This is a genomic window from Microcoleus sp. EPA2 (genome assembly GCA_020882975.1).
Classification (GTDB): Bacteria; Cyanobacteriota; Cyanobacteriia; order Cyanobacteriales; family Microcoleaceae; genus Microcoleus.
The window spans coordinates 159,910-177,520 of sequence record JAHRFD010000001.1; the positions used below are offsets into that span (position 1 = coordinate 159,910).

The following is a 17,611-nucleotide window of genomic DNA, read 5'->3' on the forward strand; positions in this document are numbered from 1 at the left end:
GACTTTCGCTATTAGCCAGGGGTTTCAACCCCTGGCGGACTCGCGGACTCGCAGATGATCTACTTAAGTTGACACCAATGGGGCAACCCCCCCAGGCCCCCCAAGGGGGGAATTCAAGGAGCCAAGGGGGGAGTGGAGGGGCATGGGGCATGGCCTGGGGCATCAATTGCCAATGCCAACTACCAAGTAACTCAAATACGCTTGGTTTTTTGTTAAAGTTTGTAAACTGTTAAAAGTGCTTGACGCATTTGATATTTTTCCGAGGATTTCTATGAAGCAACTTTTAATTGCTGAGCGCATCTGCCTAATTGCCCATGTTTTATCGATGGCTTTTGGATTGGCAGGGTTACTACTGATTTTACCCAGGCCCGAATTGGTGATGAGTTTACCTCCGGCTGGGCAAACTTTGTTCCAGTGGGGGATGGCTGGAGGTGGAGTAGTTTATATCATTTTTGGTGCAGCAGCGGTTGCTATCTATGCCTATCGAACCTTGGGCTTAGGTGCTACTCTCACTTTTTTACTGCCTTCGGTATTTTTATCTTTGGGTAGTGAGTTATTGGGTACGAGTACAGGTTTTCCCTTCGGCCACTACCACTATTTGAGCGGTTTGGGCTACAAAATTGCAGGGTTGGTGCCGTTTACCATCCCGCTGTCGTGGTTTTATCTGGGAATGGTTTGTTATGTGATTGCTCGCGCTGGATTGAGCTCTGGTAAAGGGGAACTCAACTGGGTGCGTCAGCTTGGGGCGATCGCCCTTGGTGCTGTGTTACTAACAGCATGGGATTTTGTACTAGATCCGGCGATGAGTCAGACTTCTGTGCCTTTTTGGGAGTTTGAGGAACTTGGAGCTTTCTTCGGGATGCCTTACCGCAATTTGGCGGGATGGATGGGTACGGGAGCGCTGTTTATGTCTGTAGCTGCTTTTTTCTGGAGAAAAACTCCGATTCATTTGGATCGCTCAGAAATGGGTTTGCCCTTAATTGTGTATGTGGTAAATTTTGCTTTCGGAGCAATTATTACTGTAACTTCTTTGGATTCTCGGTTCTGGTTCCCCACAATGCTAGCTGTGCTTCTGGGTGTAGTGCCGGCGATCGTCTTAAGTTCGATGGCGAAACCTTCAGCAGGTAAGGCGACAGAAACAATTCCGTCTCTGGATAAATCTGCTGTGACAGCGGAAATTCCACCTCAGCCGGTTGGCGCTGTACGCAAGTAAGATCTAATCAGGAATTTTACAGCTATTAAAAAAACCCGGTTTCTTAATGAAACCGGGTTTTTTTGCGATATTTTCCGGCGCAATTCCTGTAATATGTTTGGAGTTAAAAATTTATGAAATTTTTCAATTTAATTTGATTTCCCCGATCGCCCCGAACCTTCCCCCAAATCTCTTGACAAGTATCATCTGTGTCACACTCCTGCTGCTGCAATTACCCGCCGTGGCAATTCTGATGTCGCGCTTAATCAAAGGCCCCTCGCGCATCCCGCCCCTAGAACCCGCATCGCCGACACTGGATTTGCTTGGTGCTTGTACAGTAGTTGTCCCGACTTTGAATGAAGCCGATCGCCTGGGGCCTTGTTTAGATGGATTAACCAACCAAAGTTACGAACTCCGCGAAGTTATTGTGGTTGATAGCTATTCCGTTGACGGCACCGCAGATTTAGTTAAAGCCACAGCAGCAAAAGACCCCCGGTTTCGCGTCATTAATGACGATCCACTACCGGCTGGTTGGGTGGGGCGTCCTTGGGCTTTACACACTGGTTTTTTGGCAAGTTCCGACAAATGCGAGTGGATTTTGGGGATAGATGCCGATACTGTGCCGCATCCGGGTTTGATTGCAAGTTTGCTCAAAACGGCGATCGCCAAAAATTATGATTTAATTTCCCTGTCGCCGCAGTTTATTCTCAAGTATCCAGGGGAATTGTGGCTGCAACCGGCGCTGTTGATGACTTTGGTTTATCGCTTCGGACCGACCGGGACTGGTGGAGATGTACCGGAATTGGTGATGGCCAACGGTCAATGTTTTTTGTGTCGGCGCGAGGTTTTGGTGGAATTGGACGGCTACGAGTCGGCTAGGGGTTCCTTTTGCGATGATGTGACTCTGGCTCGCTATGCGGCTGCTAAGGGCTTTAAGGTGGGCTTTTTGGATGGGGCTAAGGTGTTGAAGGTGCGGATGTATGAGGGGGCGATGGAGACTTGGAATGAGTGGGGGCGATCGCTCGATTTGAAGGATGCTGCTTCTAGGACTCAAATTTGGGGCGATTTGTGGCTGTTGTTTGCAGTTCAAGGTTTGCCGATATTGATTTTGTTGTGCTATTTGCTGTTTGGTTGGCGATCGCCTATGGCAGTTTTTCCCTACGGTTTGCTGTTGGGATTGAATGTATTTTTGGTGGCGGTGCGATGGGCTTTGTGTTTGGCGATCGCACCTTCCTACGATCGGACAAAAGCATCGGGTAAATGGCTGTTTTGGCTTTCTCCTTTAGCCGATCCTTTAGCATTTTTGCGGATTCTGATTTCTGCATTGAATCAGCCGACTCAGTGGCGCGGCCGCAAGTATAGTTAGCCTAGGAGAGCATTTCTGTAGGGGCGGGTTTCACCAACAATCTTTCGTTCAGACTAACAATCTAAATAAACCCGCCCCGATCGCGACTGGGATGGGAATGATTTAACCGCGAAGGCGCGAAGTACGCGAAGGAAGAGAAGAGAGAGTTTAATACAGGACGATGAAGAGAGGATTTTATATCAGCGGGCGAGGACTGTCTAACCAAGAGGCGATCGCAGCAGTAAAAAAAACTGGCAGAAAGCAGTATTTTGATGAAATACTGCTTTCTGCTTTCTGGCAACTGACTAATAACTAATAACTAATAATTAATCAACTGTACTTACGTGGTCTATGCGTTCCAATTGCCAGAGAATTTGATTTCCCTCGCGGCGCACCCGCGAAACTACCCAGTTTCGCCAAACCCAGTTGTCTCCACGACTGGTAACAGCACTGGCATTTACATCCATCAAGTCAGCTAATTCAGAACTTGTGATCAAGTAGCCTTTAGTGGCAACTTCATCGGCTATATGCAAGGTTTCGATCAGGTTTCGGAGGTCCTGAACCCTCACCTCGCGGGGCAAGTTCTCCAGAGTATCGGCAGTAGAATCCATCATGGCAGCATTGGAGATGAGAAGGTCAGAAGTTATGACATAGGATTCTATCGTTTTGTTACCAATTGTTTCCGTTTCATCTGAAACATTTGTGTTTTCCGACTGTAGGGGCAGTGCCCCCGTGGCTGCCCCAACCCCTTTGTGTTGTTGCAGTTCGGGAACGAGATTCTGCGAAAAGCTGCGGGCGATTTCGTCGCATCTATCGTTATAGAAATCCCCAGAGTGACCCCGGACGTGTTCCCACTTCACTTGCCGGGAATTCAGCTTGTCTAGCAGGTGCCAGAGGTCTTGATTGACGACATCTTTGCCTGTGGAAGTTTTCCAGCCTTTGTTTTTCCAGCCTTGAATCCATTTGGTGATACCGTTTTTAACATACTCGCTGTCGGTGTAAAGGGTGACTGCTTCGGTTTGACCGGAATTGGCAAAAAACTCTAAGGCGGCGATCGCAGCCTGCATTTCCATGCGGTTATTGGTACTTTGGGACTGTGCACCTCCTAGTTCGTGACAGTTGCCATCGGCGAAGCAAACTACTGCGCCCCAGCCGCCTGGGCCTGGATTGCCGGAACAAGCGCCGTCTGTGTACAAGCTTTTGATTTGGGGAAGTGTCATGGGCGAGTTAATCTATTTTTTAGAGGTATGTTGTTGCCAGATGTCATAATTTAAGAGAATCGCGATCGGACCTAGATGCTATGAAAAATGCCAACTTAAAGATTAAAAAGGTCTGTCTATTTATTTCTCCGTTTTCTTTGTTAATTTTTAATACTTTCGCCCAAGCCCAAACAGTCATCCCAGCGGCGGATGGTACTGGCACTAATGTGACACGCACTGACAACCGCTACGATATTGGTGGTGGCAGTTTGTCGGGGGACGGGGCGAATCTTTTTCATAGTTTTCAGAAGTTCGGTATCCCGGAAGGTCAGGTTGCTAATTTTTTGACCAATCCAGCGATTCAAAATATATTAGGTCGCATTTCTGGCGGGGATGCTTCCCTAATTAATGGTTTAATTACTGTCACTGGTGGCAACTCTAATCTGTTTTTAATTAATCCTGCGGGGATAGTGTTTGGTCCCAACGCGAGTTTGAATGTGCCGGCGGCTTTCACTGCAACTACTGCTAGTGGGGTAGGTTTTGGTTCTAATTGGTTTAATGCTACGGGCATAAATGATTTTAGCACGCTAGTTGGTACTCCTAATGGTTTTTATTTTGGGGTGGCTCCACCGGGAAGTATTGTGAATGCTGCTAATTTGGCTGTGGCACCTGGCCAAAGTTTGGCTTTGTTGGGCGGTACTGTGATTAGTACGGGGAATTTGTCGGCACCGGGAGGTAACATTACTGTTGCTAGTGTGGGAAGTGGAAGTGCTATTCGCATTAGTCAACCAGGGCATTTGTTGAGTTTAGAAATTGCTACTGGTGGCAATTTACCGAATTCTCCCTTGCTTGCAAATCCTCTGTCTTTGCCGCAGTTGCTGACTGGTAGCGGTGTGAATGGTGCGACTGGTGTTGCTGTGGCGACTGATGGTACGGTGCGACTGGTGGGCTCTGGTTTGCAGGTGAATTCGGGGGATGTGGCGATCGCTAAAAGTAATCTTACCCCCATTTCTGATTTAACGGCGGCAAATGCTCGCCTCTGGGCCGCTAATAATCTCACATTAGATGGGGTTCAATTATACACAAGTGGTAACTTGACTTTGACCGCGGGAAATGCTGCGCAAGTGCGTGACAGTGCGACGCATCCGTTTTTGGCTCAGGCTGGGGGTAATTTATACATTCAGGGCGATCGCACTATCGATATTCTGACTCAAAATGCGATCGGTGCTTTGGCTCTGGCTCCCCAATTTCAGGCGGGCGGCGCTTTGACTTTAGTTAGTAATGGCGTGATTTCTGGGGATACTCACTTTGTTTCTGGTGGCAATTTTTCGATTCGTAATCTGTCAGGAATGCCGGGAAATTTTGTGAGTTTATTTGACCCGATTATTAGTTCTGAGGCTGATGTTTTTTTGGGAGATTATACTGGTGCTTCTCTGAAAGTGGAGGCTAAGGGAAGTATTGTGGCACAGGATATTACAATTACTCGCCCGGATACTGCCCTCGATATTGGAAATGTTAGTGCTGATTCCGATATTGCTATTTTAACTAGGACTCCGGCATTGATTTTGCGGGCTGGAGTTCGGAATTTGGCTAATACTCCGAATGTTCCTAATGCTGTTGAGGGGAGTTTTGATGATAATGAAACTACTTCTTTAGGTGAGGAGGCTATATTTAATCCGGGGATTATTAACTCGACTCCCTTAATTATTGTAGATAATCTTTCTGCTGGGGGGCTGGTGAGTTTATCGGCACCGGGAACAGTCGCAACTAGAGATATTAATAGTGGAGAAATTAAGGTCGAAAGCGGACAGGGTGTTGTGGTTGGTGGCCGATTGACTTCTAGTTCGACAATTAATATTCAGGCTGCTGATAATATTATCTTGACAAATGACATTTCCCGTGGTGATGTAAATGGTAATGTGAGTTTCAACAGCAGTGGGGGTAGTATAGTCACTGGGGCGATCGATACGGGGAATTCTGGGGCGATCGAACTTAGAGCTTTTGGAAATGTGAATTTTGGGAATTTACAGGGCACTAAGGTTGATGTTGCTAGTAACTCCGGGGAATTGGGAGTTTTGAGCGATCCTAATGTCATAGTCCCTAATACTATACCAGTGGATATTGCAGCAACTACAAATATCAGTTTGAGGGCTTCTAGGGACTTAACGGTAGGTAATCTTAATGCTGCTACTGTCAATGCTACCAGCAATACGGGCAATGTCACCACGGGGGCGATCGCTACTACTGGTGATGTCAGAATTTTAGCCAGACAAGTAATTAATACTGGGGTGGTAACTGTTAATTCTGTTGGGCTAAATTTCATTCCCACAGTCAATCTGGATGCTCAAACTAACATTGCTACGCCCTCTATTAATGCTCCCGCGGCCACCATTGCTGTGAGAGCATCTAGGGACTTAAATATCGGGAATTTGCAGGGGGGGGCAGTTGATGTTAGTAGTGATGGGGGCCAAATTGCGATCGGCAATAGTGTGACAACTGGAAATATTAATGTTGCTGCTTCCGGTAATGTAAAATCAGGAATTTTGCAGGGACTTAGAGTTAATGTTAAGAGTGATTCTGGAAGTATTGAAACTGCCAATACTACTGCAACTCTAAATGTAAATTTAGCCGCAGCAGGCGATGTAAATGCAGCAATTTTGCGGGGAGTTGCAGTTGATGTTAACAGCAGCAGGGGGAGTGTTACGACTGGTAATATAAATGCTACCGAGACTGTGGGGGTTTTAGCGGGAAGGCAAATCACAGTAGGGCGTATAGATGTTAATTCTGTTGGGGGCGATCGCACTGCTACGGTAAATCTGAATGCTCGCAATGATATTAGTGTAGCATCGATTAATGCGACTGGAGGTACGGTGGCGATCGGCACTCCGGGTTTTGTGCGAATCACCAATTCTTTTTTAAACCAAAACGGTACTCCTGTTAGCATCTCAACTGTTGGTGCTAATCGACCAGGTTCCGTTACTATTAATCACGGTGGCGCTAATACTAACCCGCCAACGCCTTTTGCGATCGGAGATGCCAGAATTAACGGTAGTGCCGCAGCGATCGATTCTGGCAATGTTAATATTATTCCACCAACACCAACACCACCAACACCAACACCACCACCACCACCAACACCAACACCACCACCACCAACACCAACACCACCACCACCAACACCAACACCACCACCACCACCAACACCAACACCACTAACACCGCCAACACCATTAAATAGATTTTTATCGCTCTTTCCAGGGCCAAACCAAGCCTTAACACCAGAACAACTGCTAAATCAAAACATCATTTTGCGAAACATAGAAGCACCGCGACAAATGATAGTTGGACTCGAAAAAAACTTACCTCCCAAAGCTATCTTAGATTTCATCCGTTCAAATCCCCCAAATTTAGCCTTCCTGTCAGCATTTCGCAGCAACATCGGCAGTAACTTTGACCAAGGAAAACTCTCGGAAGGTATAGCTTTACTAGACAAATCTTTCAGCCAAGAATACCAACAATATTTCGGCCTAAACTTCCCCGACATTGAAGACGAACTAATCTCCACCGAAGCAACTCAAAAAAAATTAGCAGCCCTCTCCGCAGAAACCGGTATTAAACCCAGTTTTATTTATCTCTTTTCCCGACCCGAAAAATTAGATTTAGTTTTAATTACAGCTTCAGGTTCTGTCATTCACCAAACTGTGCCACAAGCTAACCGCAAAGAACTGATGCAACTTGTCAGTAAATTCCGGGAAGAAATTACCAAACTGGGTGCGCGGGGAACTACCAGTTATCTCCCCTATTCCCAACAACTTTATCAGTGGATAATTGCTCCTTTACAGCCAACTTTAAAAGAGCGGGGAATTGATACAATCTCATTCATCGCTGATAAAGGATTGCGAGGCTTTCCTTTTTCCGCTTTGCACGACGGACAGCAATTTTTGGTGGAAAATTACAATATCAGTCTAATTCCCAGCGTTAGTTTAACCGACACTCGTTACATTGATATTAGAAACGTTCAGGTTTTAGCCATGGGTGCGTCACAATTTTCTGAGTTGAAACCTTTGCCGGCAGTTCCTGCTGAAATAGCGGCTATTTCCAGAGATTGGCCGGGAATTAGTTTTCTGAATGAGGGCTTTACTTTGGAGAATTTGAGGCGACAGCATCAAAGTCGGCCCTTTGGGATTATTCACTTAGCTACTCATGGCGAATTTAAACCTGGATTACCAAGTAATTCTTTTATTCAGTTGTGGAATAGCCGACTGCAACTGGATCAATTGCGACAGTTGAGATTGAACGATCCCCAGGTAAATTTATTGGTTTTGAGTGCTTGTCGCACTGCGGTGGGAGATGAGGAAGCGGAGTTAGGTTTTGGCGGATTGGCGGTACAATCTGGGGTGCAAACGGCCTTGGGGAGTTTGTGGTATGTGAGTGATGAAGGTACTTTGGGATTGATGAGTGAATTTTATCAACAGTTGAAGACTGCGCCAATTAGGGCGGCCGCCCTGCGAAAAGCGCAAATTGCAATGTTGCGAGGAGATGTGCGTTTGGAGGGTGGTCAATTGCGGGGTTCGAGTCGGGGTGGAGGGGTGGATTTACCACCGTCGCTGCGAGGTTTTGCAGATACAAATTTGTCCCATCCTTTTTATTGGTCGGCTTTTGTGATGGTTGGAAGTCCTTGGTGATTGGGTATTACAAACGATCGCCTTTTTTATTCTTCATTGTTCTTGAAATTTATGATTCAAAACTCAACTGACAAACCTACAAATAATATTCAAAATGGATGGCACGGCCGTCTAAACTTAGTCTATGCTAACCGCGATGGCTCAACTCAAATCATCAAAAATCAAATGCAAGCACCCCTAAAAGTGCAGCGCCCATTCTATCCTGAAGGTAAAGAGATTTGTCACAGCGTCATTTTACACACGGCTGGAGGAGTTGTGGGGGGCGATCGCCTTTCGAGCCATTTTCACCTCCAACCCGACACCAAAGCCTTGATTACCAGCGCCGCTGCTGCTAAAATCTATCGTAGCAGCGGACTAGAATCACAACAAAATATTGACATTCAATTAGAATCTGGTGCTAACTTAGAATGGCTACCCCAGGAAACAATAGTTTTTGACGGTGCAATTTATCAGCAAAACTTGCGGGTAGAATTAGCACCAACAGCGAGTATTTTACTGTGGGAAATTACCAGATTTGGACGCAGTGCTAGGGGCGAAAAATTCTTGTCTGGAAAATGGCGATCGCACACCGAAATCTGGCAACAAAACAGCCCTTTATGGATTGACAGACAATTGCTCAGAGGCGGAGAAACCATGCTCCAAAGTCCCCACGGACTCGCCGGAAAACCCGTAGTTGCCACCCTTGCTTGGGTGGGCACACCTGTAACCCCAGAACTTATGGAAAAACTGCGTGCTTTGCCCTCCGAGGCAACAATTTATCCTGGTAATTGTACCATCGGCATCACTCGTATTCCTAACGGTTTGCTGTGCCGATATCGCGGTACATCCACCACGGCAGCTAGAGACTGGTTTGTCAGCATTTGGCACTTGCTCCGCCTATCTTTTTCAGAACGTCCTTGCTGTTTTCCCCGTGTTTGGATAAAATAGGAATACATTTGAATTTCCATAAATAGTTGCCATCCTAACTAGATTATTCATCTCTCTCTTACCAGAATAAAAATGCAACTCACCCCCCAAGAAAAAGACAAACTGCTGATTTTCACCGCCGCCCTGGTAGCAGAACGCCGGAAACAAAGAGGTTTAAAATTAAACTATCCCGAAGCACTAGCCTACATTTCCGCCGCGATTTTAGAAGGAGCCAGAGATGGCCTCACTGTTGCGGATTTAATGAGTTATGGCACAACTCTCCTGACGCGGGAAGATGTGATGGAAGGTATACCAGAAATGGTCCATGAAGTCCAGGTTGAGGCGACTTTTCCTGATGGTACTAAACTCGTTACAGTCCACGATCCGATCCGTTAAAAAATTAACTGCATCAACTCAAAGGAGAGAAAAATGATTCCAGGGGAAATGATTGTTTTACCAGGTGAAATAGAACTAAATGCAGGTCGTCCAACAGTACGGTTGTTGGTAGGAAATAAAGGCGATCGACCAATCCAAGTCGGCTCCCACTACCATTTTTATGAAGCCAACGAAGCCTTAGAATTTAATCGAGAACAAGCAAAAGGAATGCGATTGGATATTCCCGCAGGTACAGCAGTTAGATTTGAACCGGGAGATGAAAGAGAAGTGCAATTAGTGCCGTTTGTTGGTAGTCGTGAAGTCTACGGCTTTAATGGAAAAGTTAATGGTGAGTTAGATGGATGAGAAACAATTCGACTATTATAGGACTTACGCCAAAAACCCGGTTTCTGAGAAAAATCCTGCATCTATGGGAGAGATATTGACAGAGAAACCTGGTTTTTGGAGGCAGTGCGTAAGTCCTGTATTATCAACAATATTACTAAAACGACAGGTAGCGAAATGACACCGCACTCTCGAATAACCTCAATCAAAATTCAAGGTTATAGACCATTCCGAGATTTTACTGCTCCATTGGAACCACTAGAAATTATTGTCGGATCTAATGGTTCTGGGAAATCAAGCCTGTTTGAGTTTCTCAAATTTTTGACCGACAGTATGGAAAGTGAGATTCCTAACGAAATTATTAAGGGTTCTATCGGTCAACAGATTTTTCATCTTCCCGGCTCAGAAAAGTTTGAATGGGAGCTTAAAATTGATACAGGTGAGTCTAATATCTCCTATCAAGGAGAACTCATGGGACCGAGAAGCAATCCGCAAATTTCTTTCGAGCGAGTTGAGTCATCTCAACATTTGTTCATGGATATTAAAGGTACTGAAGGTTTGTATCGCGAACCAGGATATGCAGAGACAAATCGCGTATTTCCCAAACGCAATCAACTCGCACTCAGGACAATAACAAATCCAGGTTTAGCAACTCTTTATAAACTACGAGAGTATATCGGGGAGTGGAAATTTTACAGTTCATTTAACATTGCTAATCACAAAATTCGGAAATCTGTTCTGATTGAACAAGAGCCAGTGCTGGATGAAGATGCAGGTAATTTAAGTTCAGTCTTGCACTATTTAATGACTGAACATAGCGCAGTTTTTGATGAACTACAACAACATTTACAATCAGTTATTCCAGGATTCAAAAAAATGACTGTAAAAGCTCGCGGCGGGCCTGGGGAAGTTATCGCATTTTGGCAGGAAAAGGGGATTAACCAGGATTTAAGTCTTGCGGATTTATCCGATGGTATTCTAAGATTAATTTGTTGGATTTGTCTTTGTTTGCACCCGAAACCACCCTCTCTAATTTGTATTGATGAGCCGGATCAAGGCGTTCATCCTCGGACACTCCCTCTTTTAGCAGGATTGTTTGAAAAAGCTGCTGAACGCACTCAGGTTCTTTTGGCTACTCATTCTTCTTATTTTTTAACCCAATTTGATATTTCCCAAATTGCTGTGATGCGAAAGGAGAATGGAGAATCAAAGTTTATTAAACCTGGTAATTCCCAAGTTTTAACAGATATGCTTGAGGACTTTGGGACAGAGGAAATTGAAAAACTCCACCGCAGTGATGAATTGGAGCTTCTACCATGAGGGTAATTATCTATGTAGAAGGGACATCAGATAAAAATGCAATGGAAGCATTGTTAGAGAAATTGATTGAAAAAAAATCTGAAGAAGGTGTCAGTATAAATTTTTTTGCAATCAAAGGACCTAAGAATGATAGGGGAGGTGACGCTAAAAAAGAGTTGCTGCTGAATGCTCCAACAAAAGCTGTTAATATTCTTTGCAATAATCCGAACTCAATAGCAATTATTTTACCAGACTTATATCCTAGGAATAAAGGGTTTCCCCATGAGACTTTTCAACAGCTAGAAGCGGGAATTATGAAGAATTTTTCTCACGCATTACAAAAGAAAGGTATTCAGGATGAACGTCTCCAAGAACGCTTCAAAGTTTTTTGTTTTAAATACGAAATGGAAGCTTTGATTTTGGCGGCTGAATCTGCATTACGAGATAAACTAGGAGTTACTTCTCTAGCTGTCACCTGGACAATACCAGTAGAAGACCAAAATCACGATCGCCCCCCCTCGGAAATTGTAGAGCAACTTTTCCGCGATTCTGGCAAAAAATACGATAAAAGGGTGGATCCACAATTGATACTACGGGATACTTCGTATCAAGAAATTGCCGATAAATGTCCTCAATGTTTCAAACCATTTGTTGAGTTTATAGAAGGTATACACACGGAAAAATTTTAGCATAAATCAATGTATACTCAAGCATTGAGGCAATGACAAAAATTCTAGAAAATCTGATGAGGAGCTAATTAATATGAGTTACAGAATGGATCGCCGCGCCTACGCGGAAACTTTTGGGCCGACTGTGGGCGATCGCGTCAGGTTAGCGGATACTGAATTATTCATTGAAGTGGAACAAGATTTCACAACCTACGGCGATGAAGTCAAATTTGGTGGCGGCAAAGTCATCCGCGACGGTATGGGACAATCGCCTATTTCTAATGCTGACGGCGCTGTTGACACGGTAATTACTAATGCTTTAATATTAGATTGGTGGGGCATTGTTAAAGCAGATGTTGGGATTAAAGAAGGCAAAATTTACAAGATTGGTAAAGCCGGAAATCCTTATATTCAAGACAGAGTAGATATTATTATCGGCCCCGGTACTGAAGTAATTGCCGGGGAAGGCATGATTCTCACCGCTGGGGGAATCGATACTCACATTCACTTTATTTGTCCGCAACAAATTGAAGTGGCGATCGCCTCTGGAATCACTACCATGATCGGCGGTGGTACAGGCCCCGCAACGGGTACAAACGCCACAACTTGCACTCCCGGACCTTGGCATATGTCCCGAATGCTGCAAGCTGCTGACGCTTTTCCCGTCAATTTAGGATTTTTAGGTAAAGGAAATACCAGTCAACCCCAAGCATTAATTGAACAAGTATTAGCCGGTGCCATGGGTTTAAAATTGCACGAAGATTGGGGAACTACACCAGCATCCATCGACACTTGTTTAAGTGTAGCTGACGAATACGACGTGCAAGTTGCAATTCACACCGATACTCTCAATGAAGCCGGATTTGTGGAAGCAACAATTGCTGCATTTAAAAATCGGGCAATTCACACTTATCACACGGAAGGTGCGGGAGGCGGACACGCACCGGATATTATTAAAGTTTGCGGCCAAGCTAATGTTTTGCCCTCGTCTACTAACCCGACTCGCCCTTATACTGTCAACACTTTGGAAGAACATTTAGATATGTTGATGGTGTGTCACCATTTGGATCGAAGTATTCCTGAAGATGTGGCTTTTGCTGAATCGAGAATTAGAAGAGAAACGATTGCTGCTGAGGATATATTGCATGATTTAGGCGCTTTTAGTATGATTTCTTCGGATTCTCAGGCGATGGGCAGAGTTGGGGAAGTGATTATTCGGACTTGGCAAACTGCTCATAAAATGAAGGTGCAGCGTGGTAATTTACCCCCCCTAACCCCCCCTTATCAAGGGGGGGGATCTGAAATAACTCCCCCTTATCAAGGGGGAATTTTACCCCCCCTAACCCCCCCTTATCAAGGGGGGGGATCTGAAATAACTCCCCCTTATCAAGGGGGGGGATCTGAAATAACTCCCCCTTATCAAGGGGGGGGAATGGAGGGAGAAAATGATAATTTTCGGGCTAAGCGATACATTGCAAAATACACCATTAATCCGGCCATTACTCATGGAATTAGTCAGTATGTGGGTTCCATTGAAGAGGGGAAATTGGCGGATTTGTGTTTGTGGAGACCGGCATTTTTTGGGGTGAAACCGGAGATGGTGATTAAGGGTGGGGCGATCGCCTATTCGCAGATGGGAGATGCTAACGCCAGCATTCCTACGCCACAGCCGGTGCATATGCGGCCGATGTTTGGTAGTTTTGGCGGTGCGATCGGGGCTACTTGTCTGACGTTTGTTTCTCAGGCTGCGTGCGATCGCAATATTGCCGCACAGCTAGGTTTACAAAAGCCAACTGTAGCAGTTTCTGGCACGCGACAAATTACTAAAAGAGACATGAAACTCAACGATTATTTGCCCACAATGGAAGTAGATCCAGAAACCTATGAAGTGAGGGCGGATGGAGAATTGCTGATTTGCGAACCTGCAAATATTTTACCAATGGCGCAGCGATACTTTTTGTTTTAAGCCCATTATCAAATCATGTAGGGGCGGGTTTCACCAACTGTCTATGTGAAAAACTAACGATCTCGTAAACCCGCCCCGCTCTAATTAAACTTACTTAATTCGGGATTTGATGTCTTGTTATAAAATTTGAGCGATCGCAGTATCAAACCCTGGCAAACAAACCAAAAATAAAGTGCAATATTGACCCCACTTAACAACTTAGGAATACCCTCAACCAAACTGGAAATTACCTCATCTTTCAACGGCAATGCTTCCGCAAAAAAAGCCAACAATAATAAACCCACGCCACTTGCTAACAAAAAGTAAGGCGTTGATTTGATTTGCCTTCTAAAAGTTAATCCATAAGCTGCGGCAGCAACAGCGTAGATAAGAACTATTATAATTTTAGGAAAGCCAGCGCGTGCGAGGTGAACGTGGGTGCGGAAAACTTCATTGAACAGGAAAAAGCCCGTAACTAGGGCTGAACCTAAAATAAACTTATTTTCGGGACGATTCGGTTGAGTAATTCTTAGCAAACCAAAGCTAAAAACGCAAATCATCACAGATAAATAAAACAGCATTTGGAACATCAGAAATAAGAAACCCGCACCCGGATATGTCGCAAGACAAGGCGGAAAAAATAGCCCTTTTACCGAATAACCGAATAAACTCAGACACAAAGTCACTAGCCCAACCAGCAGTAAAGTTAAGCTATTGAACAAAAAAACAGTTCTGTAATTTACCATAATCAATGACTCAAACTAATATCAGGCTCTCCAATTCCCAATGCCCAATTCCCCATTCCCGATGCCCAACTACCCATTAATTTCTCCATTCGGCATGATTGTACCGCCAAACTTCGCCCCCCCTAAATTAACAGTGCTCAAATCTACCCTCATCAAACTTGTGCGATGTAAAATTACATCCCGTAAATCCGTTTTAGCCATGTAAGTATCAGTCAAATCGGCTTCTGTTAAATTAGCCTGATTGAAATTAGCACGACTCAAATCCGCCCTCACCAAATTAGCCCTAGTTAAATCAGCCATAATTAAACTAGCATTGTTCAACTTCACATCAGGAAGAAAAGCACCGTGTAAGTTAGCGCCTGCGAATTCAGCATCGATTAATATAGCCCTTTCTAATTTGGCATTTGTCATGACAGCCCAGGAAAAATTTGCCTCCGTCAAATTTGTATCAGTCAAAAATACATTGTCCAAAATAGCTTCGCTCAAATTTGCTTGACTCAAATTTGCCTCTCGGAGAGAAGCTTCAGTCAAATTGGCTCGACTTAAATCTGCCTTAGTCAAATCAGCACCCTGTAAATTGACTCCGCGTAAATCAGCACCTTGCAAATTCGCACCCCGCAAATTTGCTCCATCAAAAATTCGCTGCTCCTTCCGCAAATTTGCACCCCGCAAGCACGCACCCCGCATATCTGCACCTTGCAAATTGACACCTCGCATATCCGCATCAGTCAAATTTGCATCGATTAAGATAGCCAAACATATGTTGGCTCTGCGAAAGTCAGCATTTTGTAAAGTAGCTCCGTGAAAGTCGGCATCGGACAAATTTGCTGAACTTAAATTCGCCTGATTCAAGTTAGCACCCCCAAATTTGACCTTGGTTAAATTTGCATTTTGCAGGTTAATTCTACTCAGATATGCCATTGCTAAGTTTGCACCCGATAAGTCGGCACTCCTTAAATTTACGCCTATTAAATCGGCACCACTTAGATAGACACCTCTCAGATTCATACCTTCAAAATCAAGTTGACCTGATGTATATCGTCTTAATAATTCGCTAGCATTCATAGTTGGTGCTGGTTAATTTAGTTACTAAAATCTGGTAGTTTTGTATTTCGGGACTAGGATTTTTACGGGCAAATTTAGTGAAGGTATGCGGGAAATTCTTGGCAGATTTTATGGCTAATTCATTTTAGTAACAAAATCTTGAGTCCAGACTATAGTTTTGTTACCTAGCTGTCGCCCGTGAATTTTTACTTTAGGGATAAACTTCGATTTTAAAGTACAGAGTTTTTTGTAAATATAGGTGGCGGTATTTTGTTGATTTGGTGCGCTGGGGGCAGATTCCAAAATGATGTGGAGCCAACCGTCTTTAAATCCCGCTGTAGCCGTAATTCCTTGGGGCTGTAGCAGTTGATTGATTAAAGTGGCGATCGCCTTGGGATTTCCTTGTCTTGCCATTTCTAGTAGCTGCTGCTGGCTGGGTCTTTGGCTAGATTTATTTGATTCTGGTTGCGAAACATTACCATCAAAATTATCTACTATTTCAGCAGGAAATTGTCCCCTTTCTTTTGACTCCAAATCACTCAATATTTTCATTAATTTGTAGGTAAAGCCCTGGACTTCTCCTACATAATCTCGGAGGATTTTATATTTCCAGTACAAGCGCTCTTCTACACTTTCTGTTGAAAACTGTCGATTCAGAGCCGATTCTAAATCACTGAAGATGTTTTCAATTTTGGCAGTGGCGGAGTTAGCACTTTGAATTACTAAGGATTTAATTTCTTCTTCTAAGCCCAATTTCTGCTTGATAGATTCGCTAATATTTATAGTATTCCCAGGGGAAACATAACTTCCAGCCGTAGTCTGATTTTCTTCAGCCGATGAAGTGTTTTTCAATTCCTGTTGAAAATTCAGGGGCGAATTATTAGTGTTGATTTCGGTTTGCTGAACAGGTGAATTTTCTCCGGTTCCGGTCACGAAGTAACTATCAGGGGAGTTAGAAGCATACTGAATGGGAGAAGATTCAATGATGTGAGTAATATCCCCAGCTTCAAAATAATCTTTTTTGCCGTTACTCTGCTTGTTGTCTTCATAAATATTATTGATTAAGTGGGTCTGATCGTAATCTTCTCCCGCCACATCTTCCCTAGAAATATTTGGTGATTCAGGTTCTATTTTGACGTAACAAGGATTCATCGCTTGAATAATGACGCTAGCTGTTTGGTCATTTTCGTCTCTGTTTTCCAGAGTGCTCGCAGTTCTGTACAATTGAGATTCGAGTTCTCCTAGGGTGGGACAGACGTTAAACAGTTGTCGCAGCAGAGTATCTAGTTCTTGGCTTTTCAGTAGCAACCAGTCGCGATCGCTAAAAGTAAATTCGTGATAAAGAGTCGAAAAAATTAGTATTTTCGCCCTCAGCGGATTTGTTTGCTGCAATATTTTTTGTCTGACATCAAATAAAAATCCGGGGTTTCTTTCTGTTTCGTTGCTACCTGGGATTTCCGAACTAAATTCCTCTTGAAATGCGGGCGGACTCTCACCGCCAAATCTAGATATGTTTGTTTCTAAATTGGTCAAGTCTTCAAATTCGTACAGCCTGCTCAGTTGACAGATGATTAGGTCTGCTACTAAAGCGTACTCTTCTTTTTTGTTGACTTTAGAAACTATAATATTTAAAACTGTCTCAATATCTTCTAAATTGCTATATTTGGTACATAACTCTTGGAGCAGAATACCTAAATCTGTCTCACCTAATTTTCCGACATCGTTTTCCCAAAATTCTTTACAAGCAAAAAATATTATTCTTTTAATCCGCGAGATATTGACATCTTGTTCCAAATCGCGAACAACCTCATCTAAAATAGATAAAGGTTTCATAGTTTTCTACCTCCAAAAAATACCCTGTC

General features: G+C 44.0%; 14 protein-coding genes. 10 read left to right on the forward strand and 4 right to left on the reverse strand.

The features are described from left to right. Nucleotides 1-271: 271 nt before the first annotated feature. The 3 genes from cruF to AAFP14_RS00600 all read left to right on the forward strand — a co-directional run bounded on the left by cruF (nucleotide 272) and on the right by AAFP14_RS00600 (nucleotide 2,853). The gene (gene cruF, locus AAFP14_RS00590; protein ID WP_341730408.1) at nucleotides 272-1,213 is read left to right on the forward strand and encodes a gamma-carotene 1'-hydroxylase CruF; all 942 of its coding nucleotides are present in this window, start codon (nucleotides 272-274) and stop codon (nucleotides 1,211-1,213) included. 133 nt (nucleotides 1,214-1,346) lie between these two features. Continuing rightward, nucleotides 1,347-2,558, forward strand: a complete 1,212-nt coding sequence (cruG, locus tag AAFP14_RS00595; protein ID WP_341730741.1) for a 2'-O-glycosyltransferase CruG — start codon at nucleotides 1,347-1,349, stop codon at nucleotides 2,556-2,558. A gap of 160 nt (nucleotides 2,559-2,718) precedes the next feature. Further along, a complete protein-coding gene (locus AAFP14_RS00600) occupies nucleotides 2,719-2,853 on the forward strand; it encodes a hypothetical protein (RefSeq protein WP_341730409.1) in 135 nt (44 codons plus the stop codon). Between the two features lie 10 nt (nucleotides 2,854-2,863). Here AAFP14_RS00600 and rnhA read toward each other — a convergent pair whose 3' ends face one another. After that, nucleotides 2,864-3,757, reverse strand: a complete 894-nt coding sequence (gene rnhA, locus AAFP14_RS00605) for a ribonuclease HI (RefSeq protein ID WP_341730410.1) — start codon at nucleotides 3,755-3,757, stop codon at nucleotides 2,864-2,866. A gap of 80 nt (nucleotides 3,758-3,837) precedes the next feature. On the opposite strand from rnhA, the gene AAFP14_RS00610 reads away from it, so the two are divergent. The 7 genes from AAFP14_RS00610 to ureC all read left to right on the forward strand — a co-directional run bounded on the left by AAFP14_RS00610 (nucleotide 3,838) and on the right by ureC (nucleotide 13,980). Then, nucleotides 3,838-8,421 (forward strand): CHAT domain-containing protein, encoded by a 4,584-nt coding sequence (locus AAFP14_RS00610; protein ID WP_341730411.1) that lies wholly within the window; start codon nucleotides 3,838-3,840, stop codon nucleotides 8,419-8,421. A 51-nt stretch (nucleotides 8,422-8,472) separates the two neighbouring features. Next, nucleotides 8,473-9,348, forward strand: a complete 876-nt coding sequence (locus tag AAFP14_RS00615) for an urease accessory protein UreD (RefSeq protein WP_341730412.1) — start codon at nucleotides 8,473-8,475, stop codon at nucleotides 9,346-9,348. 72 nt (nucleotides 9,349-9,420) lie between these two features. Continuing rightward, complete coding sequence (ureA, locus tag AAFP14_RS00620) at nucleotides 9,421-9,723, forward strand: urease subunit gamma (RefSeq protein WP_015179363.1); 303 nt, start codon at nucleotides 9,421-9,423, stop codon at nucleotides 9,721-9,723. Nucleotides 9,724-9,756: 33 nt separating this feature from the next. Next, nucleotides 9,757-10,068, forward strand: a complete 312-nt coding sequence (locus tag AAFP14_RS00625; RefSeq protein ID WP_341730413.1) for an urease subunit beta — start codon at nucleotides 9,757-9,759, stop codon at nucleotides 10,066-10,068. A gap of 156 nt (nucleotides 10,069-10,224) precedes the next feature. Then, nucleotides 10,225-11,367: an AAA family ATPase gene (locus AAFP14_RS00630; protein ID WP_341730414.1), complete on the forward strand. Its 1,143-nt coding sequence runs from the start codon at nucleotides 10,225-10,227 to the stop codon at nucleotides 11,365-11,367. After that, nucleotides 11,364-12,035 (forward strand): DUF4276 family protein, encoded by a 672-nt coding sequence (locus AAFP14_RS00635; protein ID WP_341730415.1) that lies wholly within the window; start codon nucleotides 11,364-11,366, stop codon nucleotides 12,033-12,035. The genes AAFP14_RS00630 and AAFP14_RS00635 overlap by 4 nt, the downstream gene beginning before the upstream one ends. 73 nt (nucleotides 12,036-12,108) lie before the next feature. Next, a complete protein-coding gene (gene ureC / locus AAFP14_RS00640) occupies nucleotides 12,109-13,980 on the forward strand; it encodes an urease subunit alpha (RefSeq protein WP_341730416.1) in 1,872 nt (623 codons plus the stop codon). 80 nt (nucleotides 13,981-14,060) lie between these two features. Here the strand turns inward: ureC and AAFP14_RS00645 are convergent, their stop codons facing one another. The 3 genes from AAFP14_RS00645 to AAFP14_RS00655 form a co-directional block, all read right to left on the reverse strand. Continuing rightward, nucleotides 14,061-14,705, reverse strand: a complete 645-nt coding sequence (locus AAFP14_RS00645; RefSeq protein WP_341730417.1) for a hypothetical protein — start codon at nucleotides 14,703-14,705, stop codon at nucleotides 14,061-14,063. A 69-nt stretch (nucleotides 14,706-14,774) separates the two neighbouring features. Beyond that, nucleotides 14,775-15,770, reverse strand: a complete 996-nt coding sequence (locus AAFP14_RS00650) for a pentapeptide repeat-containing protein (protein ID WP_341730418.1) — start codon at nucleotides 15,768-15,770, stop codon at nucleotides 14,775-14,777. A gap of 114 nt (nucleotides 15,771-15,884) precedes the next feature. Next, nucleotides 15,885-17,582: a hypothetical protein gene (locus AAFP14_RS00655; RefSeq protein WP_341730419.1), complete on the reverse strand. Its 1,698-nt coding sequence runs from the start codon at nucleotides 17,580-17,582 to the stop codon at nucleotides 15,885-15,887. Between the last annotated feature and the right edge of the window lie 29 nt (nucleotides 17,583-17,611).

Excerpts from the sequence above, each read along its gene's own strand:
- cruF (WP_341730408.1), top strand. The coding sequence starts at position 272 with ATGAAGCAACTTTTAATTGCTGAGCGCATCTGCCTAATTGCCCATGTT.
- ureC (WP_341730416.1), top strand. The coding sequence starts at position 12,109 with ATGAGTTACAGAATGGATCGCCGCGCCTACGCGGAAACTTTTGGGCCG.
- AAFP14_RS00650 (WP_341730418.1), bottom strand. The coding sequence starts at position 15,770 with ATGAATGCTAGCGAATTATTAAGACGATATACATCAGGTCAACTTGAT.
- AAFP14_RS00635 (WP_341730415.1), top strand. The coding sequence starts at position 11,364 with ATGAGGGTAATTATCTATGTAGAAGGGACATCAGATAAAAATGCAATG.
- AAFP14_RS00630 (WP_341730414.1), top strand. The coding sequence starts at position 10,225 with ATGACACCGCACTCTCGAATAACCTCAATCAAAATTCAAGGTTATAGA.
- rnhA (WP_341730410.1), bottom strand. The coding sequence starts at position 3,757 with ATGACACTTCCCCAAATCAAAAGCTTGTACACAGACGGCGCTTGTTCC.
- AAFP14_RS00625 (WP_341730413.1), top strand. The coding sequence starts at position 9,757 with ATGATTCCAGGGGAAATGATTGTTTTACCAGGTGAAATAGAACTAAAT.
- AAFP14_RS00655 (WP_341730419.1), bottom strand. The coding sequence starts at position 17,582 with ATGAAACCTTTATCTATTTTAGATGAGGTTGTTCGCGATTTGGAACAA.
- ureA (WP_015179363.1), top strand. The coding sequence starts at position 9,421 with ATGCAACTCACCCCCCAAGAAAAAGACAAACTGCTGATTTTCACCGCC.
- AAFP14_RS00615 (WP_341730412.1), top strand. The coding sequence starts at position 8,473 with ATGATTCAAAACTCAACTGACAAACCTACAAATAATATTCAAAATGGA.
- AAFP14_RS00600 (WP_341730409.1), top strand. The coding sequence starts at position 2,719 with ATGAAGAGAGGATTTTATATCAGCGGGCGAGGACTGTCTAACCAAGAG.
- AAFP14_RS00645 (WP_341730417.1), bottom strand. The coding sequence starts at position 14,705 with ATGGTAAATTACAGAACTGTTTTTTTGTTCAATAGCTTAACTTTACTG.
- AAFP14_RS00610 (WP_341730411.1), top strand. The coding sequence starts at position 3,838 with ATGAAAAATGCCAACTTAAAGATTAAAAAGGTCTGTCTATTTATTTCT.